The organism is Chitinivorax sp. PXF-14 (assembly GCF_040812015.1).
Classification (GTDB): Bacteria; Pseudomonadota; Gammaproteobacteria; order Burkholderiales; family SCOH01; genus JBFNXJ01.
In genome coordinates this window covers 1-16,016 of record NZ_JBFNXJ010000022.1, presented here as the reverse complement: position 1 = coordinate 16,016, position 16,016 = coordinate 1, and the positions used below count along the sequence as shown (strand labels likewise).

General features: G+C 65.3%; 17 protein-coding genes. 13 read left to right on the top strand and 4 right to left on the bottom strand.

What is annotated here, in order from left to right; genetic code table 11:
* Positions 1-7 precede the first annotated feature (7 nt).
* From ABWL39_RS19445 to ABWL39_RS19395, 11 genes are all read left to right on the top strand, one after another.
* The gene (locus ABWL39_RS19445) at positions 8-1,558 is read left to right on the top strand and encodes a flagellin (RefSeq protein ID WP_367795397.1); all 1,551 of its coding nucleotides are present in this window, start codon (positions 8-10) and stop codon (positions 1,556-1,558) included.
* A gap of 475 nt (positions 1,559-2,033) precedes the next feature.
* Entirely contained in the window at positions 2,034-2,666 is a 633-nt protein-coding gene (locus ABWL39_RS19440; RefSeq protein ID WP_367795394.1) for a hypothetical protein, read from the top strand.
* Between the two features lie 122 nt (positions 2,667-2,788).
* Positions 2,789-3,175 (top strand): DUF350 domain-containing protein, encoded by a 387-nt coding sequence (locus tag ABWL39_RS19435; protein ID WP_367795391.1) that lies wholly within the window; start codon positions 2,789-2,791, stop codon positions 3,173-3,175.
* A 10-nt stretch (positions 3,176-3,185) separates the two neighbouring features.
* Positions 3,186-3,569 carry a nuclear transport factor 2 family protein gene (locus tag ABWL39_RS19430; RefSeq protein ID WP_367795388.1) on the top strand — a complete coding sequence of 128 codons (384 nt, stop codon included), beginning with the start codon at positions 3,186-3,188 and terminating at the stop codon, positions 3,567-3,569.
* 62 nt (positions 3,570-3,631) lie between these two features.
* Positions 3,632-4,690 (top strand): SPFH domain-containing protein, encoded by a 1,059-nt coding sequence (locus tag ABWL39_RS19425; protein ID WP_367795384.1) that lies wholly within the window; start codon positions 3,632-3,634, stop codon positions 4,688-4,690.
* Positions 4,691-4,785: 95 nt separating this feature from the next.
* Positions 4,786-5,592: a substrate-binding periplasmic protein gene (locus ABWL39_RS19420; protein WP_367795381.1), complete on the top strand. Its 807-nt coding sequence runs from the start codon at positions 4,786-4,788 to the stop codon at positions 5,590-5,592.
* Positions 5,593-5,596: 4 nt separating this feature from the next.
* Entirely contained in the window at positions 5,597-6,499 is a 903-nt protein-coding gene (locus ABWL39_RS19415; RefSeq protein ID WP_367795378.1) for a hypothetical protein, read from the top strand.
* Positions 6,487-7,974, top strand: coding sequence for a DUF4178 domain-containing protein (locus ABWL39_RS19410; protein ID WP_367795375.1), 1,488 nt, complete (start codon positions 6,487-6,489; stop codon positions 7,972-7,974). Before ABWL39_RS19415 ends, ABWL39_RS19410 begins: the two co-directional genes overlap by 13 nt.
* Positions 7,974-8,138, top strand: coding sequence for a hypothetical protein (locus ABWL39_RS19405; RefSeq protein ID WP_367795372.1), 165 nt, complete (start codon positions 7,974-7,976; stop codon positions 8,136-8,138). Before ABWL39_RS19410 ends, ABWL39_RS19405 begins: the two co-directional genes overlap by 1 nt.
* Positions 8,138-8,503, top strand: a complete 366-nt coding sequence (gene speD / locus ABWL39_RS19400) for an adenosylmethionine decarboxylase (protein WP_367795369.1) — start codon at positions 8,138-8,140, stop codon at positions 8,501-8,503. Before ABWL39_RS19405 ends, speD begins: the two co-directional genes overlap by 1 nt.
* Before the next feature lie 216 nt (positions 8,504-8,719).
* Positions 8,720-9,940, top strand: a complete 1,221-nt coding sequence (locus ABWL39_RS19395; protein WP_367795366.1) for a TCR/Tet family MFS transporter — start codon at positions 8,720-8,722, stop codon at positions 9,938-9,940.
* Here ABWL39_RS19395 and mdtH read toward each other — a convergent pair.
* Entirely contained in the window at positions 9,922-11,133 is a 1,212-nt protein-coding gene (mdtH, locus tag ABWL39_RS19390; RefSeq protein ID WP_367795363.1) for a multidrug efflux MFS transporter MdtH, read from the bottom strand. The two genes, ABWL39_RS19395 and mdtH, sit on opposite strands and share 19 nt — an antisense overlap.
* Before the next feature lie 89 nt (positions 11,134-11,222).
* Here mdtH and ABWL39_RS19385 point away from each other — a divergent pair, with 89 nt between their 5' ends.
* Entirely contained in the window at positions 11,223-12,125 is a 903-nt protein-coding gene (locus tag ABWL39_RS19385; protein ID WP_367795360.1) for a LysR family transcriptional regulator, read from the top strand.
* Positions 12,126-12,236: 111 nt separating this feature from the next.
* On the top strand, positions 12,237-12,641 hold the full coding sequence (locus tag ABWL39_RS19380; RefSeq protein ID WP_367795357.1) for a ribonucleotide reductase subunit alpha: 405 nt from the start codon (positions 12,237-12,239) through the stop codon (positions 12,639-12,641).
* A 14-nt stretch (positions 12,642-12,655) separates the two neighbouring features.
* On the opposite strand, the gene ABWL39_RS19375 is transcribed toward ABWL39_RS19380, so the two are convergent.
* The 3 genes from ABWL39_RS19375 to queF all read right to left on the bottom strand — a co-directional run bounded on the left by ABWL39_RS19375 (position 12,656) and on the right by queF (position 15,833).
* Complete coding sequence (locus ABWL39_RS19375) at positions 12,656-12,985, bottom strand: hypothetical protein (RefSeq protein WP_367795354.1); 330 nt, start codon at positions 12,983-12,985, stop codon at positions 12,656-12,658.
* A gap of 118 nt (positions 12,986-13,103) precedes the next feature.
* Positions 13,104-14,675: an ABC transporter substrate-binding protein gene (locus ABWL39_RS19370; RefSeq protein WP_367795351.1), complete on the bottom strand. Its 1,572-nt coding sequence runs from the start codon at positions 14,673-14,675 to the stop codon at positions 13,104-13,106.
* Positions 14,676-14,984: 309 nt separating this feature from the next.
* The gene (gene queF / locus ABWL39_RS19365; protein WP_367795348.1) at positions 14,985-15,833 is read right to left on the bottom strand and encodes an NADPH-dependent 7-cyano-7-deazaguanine reductase QueF; all 849 of its coding nucleotides are present in this window, start codon (positions 15,831-15,833) and stop codon (positions 14,985-14,987) included.
* Positions 15,834-16,016 lie beyond the last annotated feature (183 nt).

Genomic DNA, 16,016 nt, shown 5'->3' with positions numbered 1-16,016 from the left:
TCGCCACATGCAAGTCATCAACACCAACCTCCCCTCACTCAACGCTCAGCGCAACCTTTCCGAGTCAAGCGCCAGCCTGAATACCTCTCTGCAACGACTGTCGTCCGGTTTGCGCATCAACGCCGCGAAGGACGACGCTGCCGGATTGGCGATCTCAGAACGCTTCACGGCCCAGATACGCGGCATGGAGCAGGCACGGCGAAATGCCAATGACGGCGTATCGATGGCGCAAACGGCAGAAGGCGCGCTGTCAAAGATGAGCGACATTCTGCAGCGCGTCCGCGAACTGGCCGTGCAATCAGCGAATGGCACCAACTCCGCCTCGGACCGTCTGGCAATCAACGCTGAAGTCGGCCAGTTGACATCGGAACTGGATCGATTTACACAAACCACTGAATTTAACGGCCTCCGACTACTGGACGGGTCAAACCCTACATCCGTGTTCCAGGTGGGCGCCAACGCGAATCAGACCATTACGGCAACGATGGCGAATTTCCGCTCGACCGCAGTGGGAACGCACCAAGTTGGTGACACCTCCACCAGTTATTGCGGTGGGTCCGCAGGTACCAATACCGTAACAAGTGCTGCCACACTGAGCGGTCACATCACCAACGGCGCGATTAGCGGTACGTTTGCAATTCAAGGTGGGTCGGGTACCGGTCAAGTTACCGTTCTCTCTACCGATTCAGCAAAACTGGTTGCCGACAAAATCAACCAACAACCCCAAACCGGCGTCAGGGCGAAGGCGCGTACCAATCTTCAGTTCACCTTCGGCGCATCCGGCAGTTATGCCTTGCAGGTTTATGGCAGCAATGCCACCGCACAAGCAGTGTCGTTCAACATCACCAACCCCAATACCAGTGCCGGATTGTCTGATGCGATAACGCAGTTCAACAGTCAGTCTTCCAAGACGGGTATCACTGCGTCATTGAACAACACCGGCACGGGCATCTATTTAACTTCGGAATCGGGCGACAACATCGTCTTGTCGAATACCAGTGGCGCCATTGCCGGAGATGTTACGCTGCTCGACGGATTTGGTGCCACGCCGTCAGGGCCGGTGTTGGACCATATATCCGCATTGGGGAACACGGTGGTCATGGTTGGTCAGGTTGCCCTCGACTCCGACAAGGCATACACGATTGCCAATACCAGCCTGACGGCGGATTTTTATATTTTCGGTGGTGATTCGATTTCTGCAACGGGCATTATGTGGCAAGGCACTCAGTCCACTTCTACCCTTCAGTCCGTATCGTCACTAGATGTCCGCACCGCGGCCGGTGGGGCCAAAGCGCTGGAGATCATCGACAGTGCGTTGGCCGCCGTAAATAGCCAGCGAGCCAACCTGGGCGCGCTGCAGAGCCGATTCGAAGCTGCGACTAACAATCTGTCGGTCTCGTCCGAAAACCTTTACGCGGCCCGCTCTCGAATCCGAGATGCCGATTTCGCCACGGAAACGGCCAATCTCAGTCGTGCCCAGATTCTGCAGCAAGCTGGCATGGCGATGTTGTCGCAGGCAAATCAGTTGCCTCAGCAGGTGCTGCAATTGTTGAGATAGCGTAGTGCCAGAGCAGTCTCGCCGCCAAACGCATGTCACTGCTCTTAACAGACGCACAGTAAGTTGCTTCTCTTCGCCGTCATCTCCTCGGCGGCCTATATTGCCTATCGCAAATAGATTTGACGGCCCGACATTTGACCACTACGCCAACCAACTAAACAATGTTATACGGCATGTTCTAACATACTAATTTATGTGTAGGGCCACATCCAGGGAGGCTAGAAATCATGCGCATTGATTTTGCTCTGCTTCTCCTGGAGTGCCCTCGGTGGCAACCGAAAGAAAACCCGCTCAGAGCATCCTGCCTACCTTTCTTCCAAGGACTGGAGCGCCTGTACGACGGTTTCAACATCTATTACGCCACCTTCTATGACACGGCGGCCCTGAACGAAGCGCAAAAGCGTACGTAGCCTTCTGTTTTCGACCGCCACCTGCGGAGCCATGTGTTTGCGAGAAGAAGAGGAATAAATCCTAAATGAGTTCACTCACTGTTTCAGGGCTTTCCTCATTGACCCATGTGACTCTGAACGCCGCTGTTCAGTCAGTCTTCGTAATGTCCAGGATTTCCAACCTTAATTCGATCCCGGAATACTTCTTCACCGTGCGCCTAGCTGAAGCGATGTCCGGTGAGTTGGCGAAGAATCGCGTCATCCGGATGGAATTCCCAGTAGCCGAACTAATGGGCGGGGCCGGAGCTATCCAGCGAGGTCCGGTCTCCAAGGACCTCAGGATCGACGGTCGGGCCGATATTACTATCCTAGACTCCATGGGAAAAGTCCCGGAGGCGGTGGTAGAGGTGAAACGCAGGGTACGCTACGGTGCAGACAGCACCGGTGCGGCGAAGGATATCCGGCGATTATCCAAGGCAATGTTGTACGGCGGCGAAAGCAACAGGCTCAAGTTTGCTATGCTCGCCTTCCTCACGGACGCAACAAATGGTCAAATGCGCGAGCGCCAACAGGAATTAGCGGATCGATTGCATGATCACCACCAAGCCATTGACAAGCTGCAGCAGCTAACGATCAGTACTACATTTTCGAGCATCCCAATCGACGATGATGGCAAAGAATTCGCATCCGGCGTCACGATCATACGTCGAGCGCGCTAGCAATTGAGCAGGCTATCTCCATACGGCGTTTGTGGAGGCCATTGGCAGCAAACGGCAACGGTTTCGCGGCTGTTCTACAATGTAGCTAACTTTGGCACATGCCTCTGCTCACCGGACTCCGCATGATACAACTGTACAACTATCTGGCTTATCTGCTCTCCGCATTCGCGCTGCTCGCCGTGTTTTCCGCGCTGTATTCGTGGATCACGCCGATCGACGAACTCGGGCTGATCCGCAAGGGTGTCGTCGCCGCTACGCTGAGCTTCAGCGGCGCGATGCTCGGTTTCTCGCTGACCCTGGCCTCCAGCATCCTGCACAACGACAGTTTCGTCCTGTTCGCCGCCTGGGCGGGTAGTGCCGCCGTGGTGCAACTGGCGGTGTATGCGCTGATCGCGCGGGTGTTGCCGAATCTGCCGCAAGCGTTGAACGACAACAATGTCGCCGTCGGCGGACTGCTCGGCGGCATTTCGCTTGCGGTGGGCGTGATCAACGCCGCCTGCCTGTCTTGATGGAGGACACATGAGAACCAGCCTGTGCGTCGCGGTCGTGGAGCAGTACATCGACGCCTACAACCACTTCGATGTCGAATCGATGCTGGCCCTGATGCACGAAGGCGTGCGCTTTTGCCACATGAGCGGCCAGCAGGTCGGGGCCGAGGCCGACGGCATCGAGGCCTTCCGCGAGCTGGCCGAGCAGGCGCGCGACATGTTCGAGTCGCGCCACCAGAAAATCCTGCGTTGGACCATCGACGAGGTCACGCTGGTGCTCGACCTCGAATACGAAGGCGTGCTGCGCCACGACATGCCGCATGGCCACAAGGCCGGCAGCCACATCAAGTTCAGCGGCCAGTCGGAATTCTGCATCCAGGATGGCAAGATCTGGCGCCTGACCGACCGCAGCTAGCCGTGGGCGGCTAGCTGCCCGACCCCAATCCACCCAATCCAACTCTGACCAGGAGCGCCGCCATGGGACTCGGCTCATTCATCAAGAAACAGTTTATCGACATCCTGCAGTGGACCGAGGACGAAGACGGCGTGCTGGCCTGGCGCTTTCCGATGCAGGAGATGGAGATCCAGAACGGCGCCAGCCTGACCGTGCGCGAGTCGCAGATGGCGGTGTTCGTCAACGAGGGCAAGATCGCCGACGTGTTCGGCCCCGGCATGTACAAGCTCACCACGCAGACGTTGCCGGTGCTGACCTACCTGAAAAACTGGGACAAGCTGTTCGAATCCCCGTTCAAGAGCGACCTCTACTTCTTCAGCACGCGCGTGCAGCTGAGCCGCAAATGGGGCACGCCGCAGCCGATCACGATCCGTGACCAGGATTTCGGCATGGTGCGCCTGCGCGCCTTCGGCATGTACTCGTACAAGCTGGTCGACCCGAAGCTGTTCTACACCGAGATCAGCGGCACGCGTGACAGCTATACCCGCGACCAGCTCGAAGAGCAGCTGCGCAACCTCGTCGTGTCGACGATGACCGCCACGCTCGGCGGCGGTGGTGTGCCCTTCCTCGACATGGCCGGCAACCAGATGCTGCTCGGCGACAAGATGAAGGAGGCGATGGCGCCCGTCTTCACCAAGTACGGCCTCGCGCTCGACAACTTCGCCGTCGAGAACATCTCGCTGCCCGAAGAGCTGCAGAAGGCGATCGACACGCGCATCTCGATGGGCATGATCGGCAATATGGGCACCTACACCCAGTACCAGACCGCCAACGCCATCCCGCTCGCCGCGCAGAACGAAGGCGGCCTGGCCGGCATCGGCGCGGGCTTGGGCGCCGGCCTCAACATCGGCCAGGCGATGACGCAGGCCATGGGCAACGCGATGGGCCAGGCACAAGCCGCAGCACCGGCTGCCGCAGCACCGGCCGCAGCAGCGCCGCAAGCCGCCACGGGCGCGGCCCCGGCGGCCGATGCGCCGGAGGCGCGACTGGAAAAGCTCAAGGGCATGCTCGACAAGGGCCTGATCTCGCAGGCCGATTACGACACGGCCAAGGCGGAGATCCTCAAGAAGCTGATCGGGTGAGCCGATGCCGGTAACGTTTTCCCTCGCCTTGTTTTTCCGACCTCCCCGTGGCGCCGCCAGCGCGCGTGGCGGGTACAACACAACGGTTGCATGCCATGCCCGGCGCTGAGAAGAGGCCGTTGCGCCTGGCAGCGGCGCTGGTATTCCTGCTGCTGGCGAGTCAGGCCGCGTCGGGCCTGGATGGCGGCGAGCCGTTCTCCGAGCGGCCGGTGCGGCTGGTGGCCGATGACTGGTGCCCGCAGCATTGCGAAAGCGGCACCCCGCACAAGGGCTACATCGTCGACATCGTCGAGCGTGCGCTGCGCCTCGAAAAAGTCCCCTATGTGATCGAATATCGCCCATGGGGGCGGGCGCTGGCGGAGACGCAGCAGGGCTCGTTCGATGGCCTGCTGACGCCGACGGTCGCCGAGTATCCGCAATTCCTGTTCCCGCGCGAGGCGGTCGGCTACCAGGAATACTGCCTGTATGTGCGCAAGGACGACCCATGGAAATACGCCAGGCCGGAAGACCTGCTCGGCCGGCGCGTGGCCTTCCTCAAGGATTCGGGGCTGGGCGAGCTGGAAGCCTTCTTCGAGCGCAACGCCCGGCGCACCCCGACCCAGCAGTTTTCCGACGGCAAGGGCTACACCTCGCGTATCTTCACGTTTCTGGCGCGCAAGCGCACCGATGTCGTGATCATCACGTCCGATGTCTATCACTTCAATCTCAAGAGCGGGATCATCGCCAACAACTTCCGCCAGGCCGGCTGTCTCGGCGCCGAGAGGCTGGCCGTCGGGCTGTCGCAGGCGAACCCGGAGCGCTCGAAGCGGCTTGCAGTCATTCTCGACCAAGGCATCCGGCAGCTCAGGCAGTCGGGCGAACTCAAGAAAATCACGGACAACTATGGCATCGCAGACTGGTAAGGACATGGCTGGACAAGGCGCCGTACTGGATTTCGACCATTTCGTGCGGCAGGCCTGGGCCGAGCACGCCGAGGCGCCGCTCGCCGTCGCGCGGCGCATCGACGAGCTGGGCTTCGCGCTGCTCGGCGGCGCCGACGATGGCGCTGCGCTGGCGCGGCTGATCACCCACGTCTACGGCGAGCACCTGGGCCAGTGGCTGGCCGGTATCGAGCGCCTGGACAGGCTGCGCGCCCAGCCGGCGGGGCAGGCCGGGGCCGAGCTGCAACGCTCGCGCGCGGCGCTCGAACTGGCAGCAGGCCTGCGCCGCGAGGTCGGCGAGCTGAGCCTGTCGGACCAAGCCCGCGCCTGGTGCGGGGCCGCCTCGGCGCTGGCCGCGCAGGGGCTGATCGAGGCCGCCATGCCGTGTTTCGACGAGGCGCTGTCGCTGGCCCAGCTTGGCTTCGAGGCCGGCGACCCGGCGCTGCGCACGCTGGCGGTGACCAGCAACAATCTCGCCTGCGCGCTGGAAAGCCGGCCCCGGCTTGCCGCCGCCGAGCGCGACGCGATGCTCGCGGCAGCGGGGGCGGCGCGCCAGTTCTGGGCGCTGGCCGGCGGCTGGCTCGAGGCCGAGCGCGCCGAATACCGGCTGGCGCGTGTCCAGCTTCGTGTTGGCAACACCGAGCAGGCGCGCTGGCACACCGAGGAATGCCTGGCGATTTGCCGGGAAAACGGCGCCGATGCATATGAATGCTTCTTCGCCCAGGAAGTGCAGGCACTGGTCAGCGCACAGGCTGGCGATGCCGCCGGGCTGCGTGCTGCCGTCGCCGAGGCCCAGTCCTGCCATGAGCGGCTCGACGCCGGCCAGCAGGCGGAAACGGCGGCCATGCTGGCAGCGCTGCGGCAGCTGGGTGAGGCATGTACCAGGTAGCCTGCCCATCCTGCGGCGCGCAGGTCGCGTTCCGCTCGGCCGCCTCGGTCATGGCGGTGTGCGAGTACTGCCGCTCCACGCTGCTGAAGGACGCCGACTCGGTGAAGGACATCGGCAAGATGTCATCGGTCATCGAGGACTTCTCGCCGATCCAGATCACCAGCTCGGGCAGCTGGCAGGGCAAGCGTTTCGGCGTGGTCGGCCGTATCCAGCTGCGCTACGACGCGGGGCTGTGGAACGAATGGTATCTGCTGTTCGACGACGGCAGCGCGGGCTGGCTGTCCGATGCCTCCGGCCAGTACGTGTTCACCGTGCCGGCCGGCAGCCCGCCACAGGCGCCGGCCTTCGAGCAGATCAAGCCCGGCGCCACGCTCAATTACGACAACACCCGCTTCACCGCCGCCGACGTGCGCAGCGCCCGGTGCGTGGCGGGCGAAGGCGAGCTGCCGTTCCGCGTCGGTGATGGCTATACCGCCAGGGTGGCCGATTTCCGGGCGCAGCAGCGCTTCCTGACGCTCGATTATTCGGATAGCGAGACGCCTATCGTCTATGCCGGCGAGGCGGTCACGCTGGTCGGCCTGCAATGCCAGCTACTGCGCAGCCCCGAGCAGATCGTGCAGACGGCGGGCCGCTACCGTGGCAAGACGCAGGCGCTCGACTGCCCGAGCTGCGGCAGCCCGCTCAACTACCAGGCCGGCATGGCCACGCACCTGCTGTGCCCGTCCTGCCATGCCGAGGTCGATTGCGGCGAGGACCGCGCGACCGTGCTCAAGAAGCACGACGAGCTCGAAGCCGTGAAGACCACGCTGGCGCTCGGCGACGAGGCCAAGATCGACGGCAGCGCATGGACGCTGATCGGCCTGATGCGCTGCCGCGAGTTCGCCAGCGACGGCAATTCGAGCTGGACCGAATACCTGCTGTTCAATACGCAGGCGGGCTTTCTCTGGCTGGTGGAGAGTGACGAGGGCTGGGAGCGCGTCGAGGTGCTCAACAGCTGGCCTGACGAGATCTCGCAGACCGGCGTGCGCTTCGATGGCGCCGGCTACACCAAGCTGTGGGAATACGGCTCGGAGGTGGTCTACGCGGCCGGTGCGTTCAACTGGCGCGTGTCGATCGGCGACAGGACGATGATCGTCGATTACCGCCAGGGCGAGGTCAAGCTGTCGCAGGGCCGCGACGAGCACGAGATCACCTGGTCGCGTGCCGGCAAGGTGACGCCGGCGCAGATCGCCCAGTGGTTCGGCAAGACGCCGCCGCCGGCCCGGCAGGACTTCACCGACGCGGCGGCCGACATCGTGCCGCTCAAGGGCACAGCCAAGGCCTTCACCTGGCTATTGCTGATCCTCAACCTGCCGATGATCTTCGGCTCGGGGCTGGGCGGGCTGGTGCTGCTCGGCCTGGCGCTGCTCGCGCTGTGGTGGCCCGTGTGGAACTACGGCAAGGCCGGTAGCGGCGACGGCGGAGACGACGACTGATGAACCGCTTCACCTATATCGTGTACGCGCTGGTGGTGCTGGCAGCCAGCACCATGATCAACCTGTCGATGAGCTCGGGGTCCGGCGGCTCATCGCGCAGCTGGGGCGGCAGCGGCTACTCCTCGGGTGGCAGCGGCTGGTCTTACGGCGGGGGGCACAAATAATGGGGCTGGGACGCCATCTGCTGGCCGATCTGCATGGCGTTGCGCCGCATCGTCTGAGCGACCCGGCATGGATCGAATCCCGGCTGCGCGAAGCGGCTGCAGAGGCCGGTGCGACGCCGCTGGCGGGGCATTTCCACCATTTCGGCGAGGGGCTCGGCGTGACGGGTGTACTGCTGCTGTGCGAGTCGCACATGACGATCCATACCTGGCCCGAGCATGGCTTTGCCGCCATCGACGTGTTCATGTGCGGCGAGGCCGAGCCCGAGCGGGCGGTCGAGGCGCTGCGCCTGCATCTGCAACCGGCCCGGCTCGACCTGAGTTCATCGGTGCGCGGGCATCTGCTGCCGGCGGGGCCCGACGTCTGACTCGGCGCGGCGGTTGGCTGCGCATCCGCTGCGAGCGGGCGCGCGCCGCCAGAACGTGACCGGCGTGGGACGCATCGACCACCTGTTGTGCAGGCGGTATCCCGCATCGCTTGCGCGGACAGCCGCCAAGCCAGGGCGGATGGGTCTCCCCTGCAGGCTTGACCGCCGCTGCCGGCCATCGCACGATGCCGGTTCCCGCCGTAGCCGACACCCACCATGCCCGGTTCCCCACCCAAAGCCGCCGTCGTCTTCATCTTCATCACCGTGCTGTTCGACGTGGTGGCGCTCGGCATCATCATCCCGGTGCTGCCGCGCTTGGTCGAGCAGTTCATGGCCGGCGACACGGCGCACGCGGCGCAGATCTACGGCGGCTTCGGCACGGCCTGGGCGTTGATGCAGTTCGTGTTCTCGCCGGTGCTCGGCGCACTGTCCGACCGCTTTGGCCGGCGGCCGGTGATCCTGCTGTCCTGTTTCGGGCTCGGGCTCGATTACCTGCTGATGGCGCTGGCGCCGAACCTGGCCTGGCTGTTCGTCGGCCGTGTGATTTCGGGCATCACCGCCGCGAGCTTTTCGACGGCGAGCGCCTACATTGCCGATGTCACCCCGCCCGAGCGGCGCGCGGCCAGCTACGGCCTGATCGGTGCCGCGTGGGGCGTGGGTTTCGTGCTCGGGCCGGCGCTGGGTGGGCTGCTCGGCCATGTCGAGCCGCGCCTGCCATTCTGGGTGGCGGGCCTGCTCGCGCTCGCCAATGCCGCTTACGGCTATTTCGTGCTGCCCGAGTCCTTACCGCGCGACAAGCGGGCCGCGTTTGACTGGCGCCGTGCCAATCCGCTCGGCTCGCTGCGGCTGCTGCGCTCGCACCCCGAGCTCGCCGGGCTGGCCAGCGTCAATGCGTTGTTCCAGCTCGCGCACTATGTGTTCCCGAGCGTGTTCGTGCTCTACAGCGGTTACCGCTTCGGCTGGAATGCGCAGACCACGGGGCTTACGCTGGCCCTGGTCGGCATCTGCAATGTCACGGTGCAGGCCGGCCTGGTGCGGCCGACCGTGGCGCGCTTCGGCGAACGCCGCATGCTGGTGGCGAGCCTCGGTTTCGCCGTCGTCGGCATGGTGTGGTATGGGCTTGCGCCCACGGGCGGCTGGTTCTGGCTGGCGGTGCCGGTGTTCGCGGTGTCGGGCTTTTTCGGCCCCTCGCTGCAGGGGCTGATGACGCACCGTGTCGGCCCGCATGAGCAGGGCCGGCTGCAGGGCGCTAACGCCAGCATCATGGCGCTGGCCGGCCTGGTGGCACCGTTGCTGTTCACCCAAACCTTTGCCGCCTTCATTGGCCCGTGGCAGCGCTGGCACCAGCCCGGCGCGCCCTTTTTGCTGGCAGCCGTGCTGCTGTTCGCTGCCTTGCTGATCGCGGCGCGCGTGTCGCGTCAGTCGGCCACGGCATAGGCTGCGTGCCGCAGGCCGTGCGGCGCGGAGAACTGGCGCCGCAGCGAGTACAGCGTGCCGGCGCCGATGCAGCCCAGCGCGAGCCACGGCAGCGCCGGCCGGTGCAGCGCCTGGCCCAGGTCATACAAGGAGCCGCCGGCGAGATAGCCGACCGCTCCGCCGAGCGCCAGCCCGATGCGGCCAAAGCCCATGTAGCTGCCGCGCCGGGCCGGATCGGCCAGGTTGGCGACCAGGTTCTCGCGCGCGGGCTCGGCCAGAATGCTGCCGAGGTAGAAGCTCGCCAGCAGCAGGAACATCGTCGCCAGATGGTGGGCCAGCGCCATGGCCGCCAGGCTCAGCGTCATCAGCGCGAGCCCGGCCATGAATCTCCCCTGCAGCGTGTAGCGCCGGTCGCAAAAGCGCGCCAGTGGATAAAGCAGGCCAAGCGATAGCGCGGATTCGAGCATGTACATCCAGCCCACGGCGCGTGGGTCGTTTGCCATCTGCTTGATGGCGATCGGCAGCATCAGCATGATCTGCACCACCAGCGCGTGATAACCGCTGAACGTCAGCATCAGCGTGCGGTAGGGCTTGTCGGCGAGCACCTGGCGGATGCCCTCGAACACCGGCGCGCGCCGTGTCGAAATGCGGTAGGGCGGCAGCAGCAGGCGGTTCATCAGCGCCGCGACCACGAAGATCGTGCCGCCGACCCAGCCCACCCAGCGGAAGTCGAAGCGCAGCAGCCAGCTGCCGAGCAGCGCGGCCAGCACGGCGCCCGCGCTGTCCTGCATCATCAGGATCGAATAGAAGCGGCTGCGCTCGCGCGGGCGGGTGAGCTTGGCGATCAGCGCCGCGCGCGGCGGGTCGAACAGCGAGCCGCCAAGCCCGGACAGCACGCACGACGCAAACAGCAGCCAGGGCGTGTGCGCGGCCGCCATGGCGAAGAAGCCCGCCGCGCGCAGCAGCATGCCGGTGACGATCATCGGCCGCGCGCCGAGGTGGTCGGCCAGTGCCCCGCCGAACAGGCCGAGCCCCTGCTGCGACAGCTGGCGCAAGGCCAGTGCCGCGCCCACCAGGCTGGCAGCCCAGCCGAGCTGATCGACGAAATGGATGCTGATCAGCGGGAACACGACGAAGAAGCCGAAGATCACCAGCAGGTTGTCGAGCAGGATGAAATATTTGCCGAGACGGCGCGCTTTTGACGCGGAGCTCATATGCATCTCCTTGTTGGAATGCACATTTTCGGGGCGTGCTTGGTATTATGGAAGCCGATTCCAGCCTATATTTCATATTCGGATTGCTTATGTCTCTTGCACTCAGTGATCTCGAACTGCTGCTCGACGTGGCCGAGCGCGGCAGCTTCAGCCAGGCAGCCGCCTTGCGTGGCTGGTCGCAGCCGCAGGTCAGCAACCGCGTCGCACTGATGGAGACCGAGCTCGGTGTCGTGCTGTTCAAGCGCCACCGGCGCGGCGCCAGCCCGACACCGGCCTGCGAAGACTATCTCGTCTCGGTGCGGCAGGCGCTATCCGCTCTGCGCGACGGCCAGCGCCGCCTGCAGGGGGCGCCGGCGCTGCCGCTGGTGCGCCTGGGCTGCATGCCGTCGCTGGCCTCGACCATCTTCGGCCCGCTGATCGCCGCCCTGGCCGATGCCGTGCTGGAGATCCGCTGCGACACCGACCATTCGCCGGCGCTCATGGAGAGTTTGCTGACCGCGCGGCTGCAGCTCGGCTTCGTGCTCAAATGCCCGCCTATGGCCGGCATCCAGATGGAGCAGCTGGGGCGCTCGCCGATCATCGCGGTGGTCGCTGCCGAGCACGAGCTGGCCCAGGCCGGCCGGCTCACGCTGGCCAACGTGGCCGACTACCGGCTGGCGCCGCAGGGCTGGGGTGACGATTGCGACGAGCTGATCCGCATGATCCATAGCCGGCGCACCGTTGCGCAGCCACTGCATGCCATCCAGCCCGCTGCCGCGGCGCGCGAGCTGGCGCTGGCCTATGGCTTCCTCACCTTCATGCCGGCCGTCGCGGTGATGCGCGAGCTGCAGGCCGGCCGCCTCAAGCGGCTCGATATCGTCGACCTGCCGCCGTCCCATTGGGAAGTCATGATGGCCTACCGTCCGGGCAAGCGCCCCGATGTCGCGCGCGAGCAGGTGCTTGCCGCCGCCCGGGCCATCGGCGCGGCCTGGCGCGAGGCGGGGGTGGCGTGAGCAGGTCGTGCCGCTGAAAAAATGGCGAATCTGGATATGAAATAAGGCGGTGGCGGCGCCAATCGGCTACAGTCACGCCCTATCAGCCCTCTTACTCATTTGGAGCCATTCGTGGACATCACCAGCTACACCGACTTTATCGACGCCGCCCGCCAGCAGCCCGAGCCGCAGCGCCTGCTGTTCGTGTTCGCCGCTGCCGAGCTGCCGGAAAACGCCAATGCGGATCAGCAGGCCGGCTTCGCATCAGGCCAGGGCGGGTCGCTGGCGCCGGTGATGTGCGTCGACAAGCTGCCCGGCGAGCTGGGTGGTTTTGCCGAGCTGGTGGCCGAGTCGCAGCACATGGGCAAGCACTGGGACGTGGTGTTTGCCGCCAGCCTGTCGGGCAAGGGCGGTGTGGCGCCCGACAGCGCCGCGGCGGACCAGCCGTTCAACATGATGATCGAGTCGATCCGCCAGGGGAATCTGAGCCGCTTTCTCGCCTTCGACCGCGACGGGGCGCTGCTGCAGTTCTTCTGACCCCCCGGCGGCGCCTAACGGATCTCGATTTGCGGGATGCCGGCCGTCATTGAGGCGCTGCCGCGCCAGCGGCTGCCTGCCTGCTGGCGCTCGGGCTGCGCAGCCTTCTCCAGCGCCACCAGCGATTGCTGCGGGTCGGCCTCAGCGCCTGCCGGCAGTGCCTGCCAGATCAGCGCGAATACCAGCAGATTGAGCAGCGCAAAGCCGGCCAGCTCGTATCTATGGCCAAAGCGCAGCAGGCGTGCCTCGACCAGGTCGAACAGCTGCGACGCCAGGTACAGGTTCAGCGGCAGCAGCGCGATCGAGATCAGCAGTTTGTGCAGCATCACGGCTTCGTAGGGCATCGGGTCGGCGCGGTGGCGAATGAGAGCCCCGGATTCTAGACGGTCTGCATCACAAACGCATTATGCACACGGAATATATCTCGATTGATGCCGCGCCGGTGACAGGCGGTCGTTCGCGCTATTTCACGCTGACGCCCGAGAAATCCTGCCGGCCGAACGGGTTCACGCGGTAGCCGGCGACATTGGCACGCGTGATCGCGGCAGCCACCGGGTAGGCCAGCGGCAGCCACAGCGCTTCGTCGTGGATGATCTGCTGCGCCGCCGCGTAGCGCTTGGTCCGCAGCTTCACGTCGGCACTGCGCTTGCCGTCGCTGATCAGCCTGTCGAGCCGGGCGTCGCAATAGCGCGCGAAATTGGTGCCTGACTCGACCGCCGCGCAGCTGAATTGCGGCGTCAGGAAATTGTCCGGGTCGCCGTTGTCGCCGGCCCAGCCCATGAACAGCAGGTCGTGCTCACCGGCCTTGCCTCGCTTGATCAGCTCGCCCCATTCGATGGTCTTGATCTGCGCGCGGATGCCGACGCGGGCCAGGTCGGCCTGCAGCAGCTCGGCGCCGGCCTTGGGGTTCGGGTTCAGCACGCTGCCCGAGGGGCGCACCCAGATGGTCGTGTCGAAGCCGTTGGCGAGGCCCGCGTCGGCCAGCAGTTGCTTCGCCCTGGCCGGGTCGTGGCCATATTGCCCGGGCGAGCGGGTGTAGCTCCAGGTATTGGGTGGGTAGGGCCGGTCGGCGCCGATCGCGCTGCTGCCGAACACGGCCTGCAGATAGGCCTTGCGGTCGAAGGCGAGGTTGATGGCCTGGCGCACCGCGCGCTTGTCCAGCGGCGGGTGCTGGGTGTTGAGCGCGACGAAGGCCGTCATGAAGGCCGGCGCCTCGACCACCGCGAGCGACTTGTCGGCGCGCGCCGCCTCGACATCCTGCGGCTTCGGCGAGAGCGCGATCTGGCACTCATTGGCCTTCACCTTCTGCAGCCGCACCGCGGCATCGGGCGTGATCGCGTAGATCAGCCTGTCGGCGCGCGCCCTGGCGCCGAAATAGGCCGGGTTGGCGTCGTAGCGCACCACGGCATCCTTCTGGTAACTGCGGAAGACGAAGGGGCCGGTGCCGATCGGCTTCTGGTTCAACTGCTCGGGCGTGCCGGCGGCGAGCAGCTGGCTCGCGTATTCGGCCGAATAGATCGAGGCGAAACCCATGGTCAGCGCGGGGACGAAGGTTGCCTCGGGGTAGTTGAGCTCGAAGCGCACCGTGGCGTCATCGACCTTTTTCACCGCCTTGATCAGCTTGTCGAACTGCATCGAGCGCGCGTGCGGAAAGCCGTTCGGCGCCAGCTTGCGCCACGGGTGGTCGGGGTTCAGCATGCGCTCGAAGCTCCACAGCACATCGTCGGCGTTGAGCGGGCGCGTCGGCTTGAAATAGTCGGTGCGGTGGAAGGCCACATTGCGGCGCAGCGTGAAGGTGACGGCCAGGCCGTCGTCGCTGACCGTCCAGCGCTCGGCCAGGCCCGGCACCACGCGCCCGGCGGCGGCATCGAACTCGACCAGCCGGCTCATCAGCGGGTCGGCCGCGGCCGAGGTGGTGACCAGCGAGTTGTACTGCACCACGTCGAAGCCCTCGGGGCTCGCGTCGGTGCACACGGTCAGCGGGCGGGCCGTGGCCAGCGCGGGCAACAGCAGGGCGGCGAGAAGCAGGCGCATGGGGCTCTCCTGAGCGATGTAGCGGGATGGCGGCAGGGGTGCGCCGGCTGCCGCCTAGCGTAAAGCAATCGCCGCGTACCGGCAAAGCCCGGCTGGCGCAGGCCGTAGGCTGCGGGGCCAGTCCCGGCGCGCCTTCCAGCTGGCCTGCGAGCCGCGCCGGGATTGGGCCTCAGGCCGACCAGTTGCCCGTCGCCGCGAGAAACGGCGAGCGCTCCCGCCACTGCCGGCGTAGACGGCGCCTTGCCGCGAGCGGCGAGGGGCCGTGCCGTGCGAACGGGAATGGCGTGGCCCGGATGAGCCGGCGTCCGCCTACTGCCGCACTTCGCCGAGATTGCCGGGGGCGGCGAAGCCCGCCTCGCTCGTGCGGAACGGGTTGATGTCGAGCCCGCCACGGCGCGTGTAGCGCGCCCACACCGCGAGCCGCACCGGCGCACACTGGCGCTGGATGTCGGTGTAGATGCGTTCCACGCACTGCTCGTGGAACTCATTGTGCTCGCGGAACGACACGATATAGCGTAGCAGCCCCTCACGCGCGATCGGGGCCCCTTCGTAGCGGATCACCACGGTGCCCCAGTCCGGCTGGCCGGTGACCAGGCAGTTGGACTTGAGCAGGTGCGATACCAGCGTCTCGCTGACCGGCGCCGCCTGCATGTCGGCACGCAGCAGCCCCGGCGTGGGCTGGTAGCAGTCGATGTCGATATCGAGCGTATCGAGCAGCTCGCCGGCCGGGTAGCCGACCTCGCGCGCCGGCCGCCGATCGAGCGATTCGATCGCCACCGTGACCGGCGCACCGGCCGCCGCGCCCAGATCCTGTGCGATGGTGGCGCGCACCGCCTCGATGTCGGCAAAGCGCGTCTGGTTGAACGAGTTCAGGTAGAGCTTGAGCGATTTCGACTCGATCAGGTTCGGCGAATCCACCGGCACGCGAAGGCTGCCGATCGCCACCACCGGCTTGCCGCGCGCATTGAGCCACGACAGCTCGTAGGCGTTCCACAGATCCTCGCCGACGAAGGGCAGTACGCCTTCCGCGATGCCGATCTCGTCACGCTTGCCCTGGCGCGGGATCGGGTGCAGCAGCCCAGGCGCGTAGTGGCTGCAATAGGCGACGGCCTTGCCGAGTGGGGAGGCTTCGGGGGTGTTTTTTGGGAGAGAGCTCATCGTTTTAGTCTGTATGCTATTTAGGTAGCTTTATACTATATAAATTAGCGACAAACGATTATCCGTCTGTGTGAATTATGCGAGGGCCCAGTGAATCGCCCTGCATTTGGTGGAGGCGCAATACTCTGAGAGGATTGAGCCATGACTAAATCGAACAAGTTTTCCTCCGAGGTCCGCGAGCGC

What these genes read in the sequence shown, in the direction of transcription:
- ABWL39_RS19435 (WP_367795391.1), top strand. Translation starts at nt 2,789, where the DNA reads ATGATACAACTGTACAACTATCTGGCTTATCTGCTCTCCGCATTCGCG.
- ABWL39_RS19385 (WP_367795360.1), top strand. Translation starts at nt 11,223, where the DNA reads ATGTCTCTTGCACTCAGTGATCTCGAACTGCTGCTCGACGTGGCCGAG.
- ABWL39_RS19440 (WP_367795394.1), top strand. Translation starts at nt 2,034, where the DNA reads ATGAGTTCACTCACTGTTTCAGGGCTTTCCTCATTGACCCATGTGACT.
- speD (WP_367795369.1), top strand. Translation starts at nt 8,138, where the DNA reads ATGGGGCTGGGACGCCATCTGCTGGCCGATCTGCATGGCGTTGCGCCG.
- ABWL39_RS19395 (WP_367795366.1), top strand. Translation starts at nt 8,720, where the DNA reads ATGCCCGGTTCCCCACCCAAAGCCGCCGTCGTCTTCATCTTCATCACC.
- ABWL39_RS19370 (WP_367795351.1), bottom strand. Translation starts at nt 14,675, where the DNA reads ATGCGCCTGCTTCTCGCCGCCCTGCTGTTGCCCGCGCTGGCCACGGCC.
- ABWL39_RS19420 (WP_367795381.1), top strand. Translation starts at nt 4,786, where the DNA reads ATGCCCGGCGCTGAGAAGAGGCCGTTGCGCCTGGCAGCGGCGCTGGTA.
- mdtH (WP_367795363.1), bottom strand. Translation starts at nt 11,133, where the DNA reads ATGAGCTCCGCGTCAAAAGCGCGCCGTCTCGGCAAATATTTCATCCTG.
- ABWL39_RS19430 (WP_367795388.1), top strand. Translation starts at nt 3,186, where the DNA reads ATGAGAACCAGCCTGTGCGTCGCGGTCGTGGAGCAGTACATCGACGCC.
- ABWL39_RS19375 (WP_367795354.1), bottom strand. Translation starts at nt 12,985, where the DNA reads ATGCCCTACGAAGCCGTGATGCTGCACAAACTGCTGATCTCGATCGCG.
- ABWL39_RS19425 (WP_367795384.1), top strand. Translation starts at nt 3,632, where the DNA reads ATGGGACTCGGCTCATTCATCAAGAAACAGTTTATCGACATCCTGCAG.
- queF (WP_367795348.1), bottom strand. Translation starts at nt 15,833, where the DNA reads ATGAGCTCTCTCCCAAAAAACACCCCCGAAGCCTCCCCACTCGGCAAG.
- ABWL39_RS19445 (WP_367795397.1), top strand. Translation starts at nt 8, where the DNA reads ATGCAAGTCATCAACACCAACCTCCCCTCACTCAACGCTCAGCGCAAC.
- ABWL39_RS19410 (WP_367795375.1), top strand. Translation starts at nt 6,487, where the DNA reads ATGTACCAGGTAGCCTGCCCATCCTGCGGCGCGCAGGTCGCGTTCCGC.
- ABWL39_RS19415 (WP_367795378.1), top strand. Translation starts at nt 5,597, where the DNA reads ATGGCTGGACAAGGCGCCGTACTGGATTTCGACCATTTCGTGCGGCAG.
- ABWL39_RS19405 (WP_367795372.1), top strand. Translation starts at nt 7,974, where the DNA reads ATGAACCGCTTCACCTATATCGTGTACGCGCTGGTGGTGCTGGCAGCC.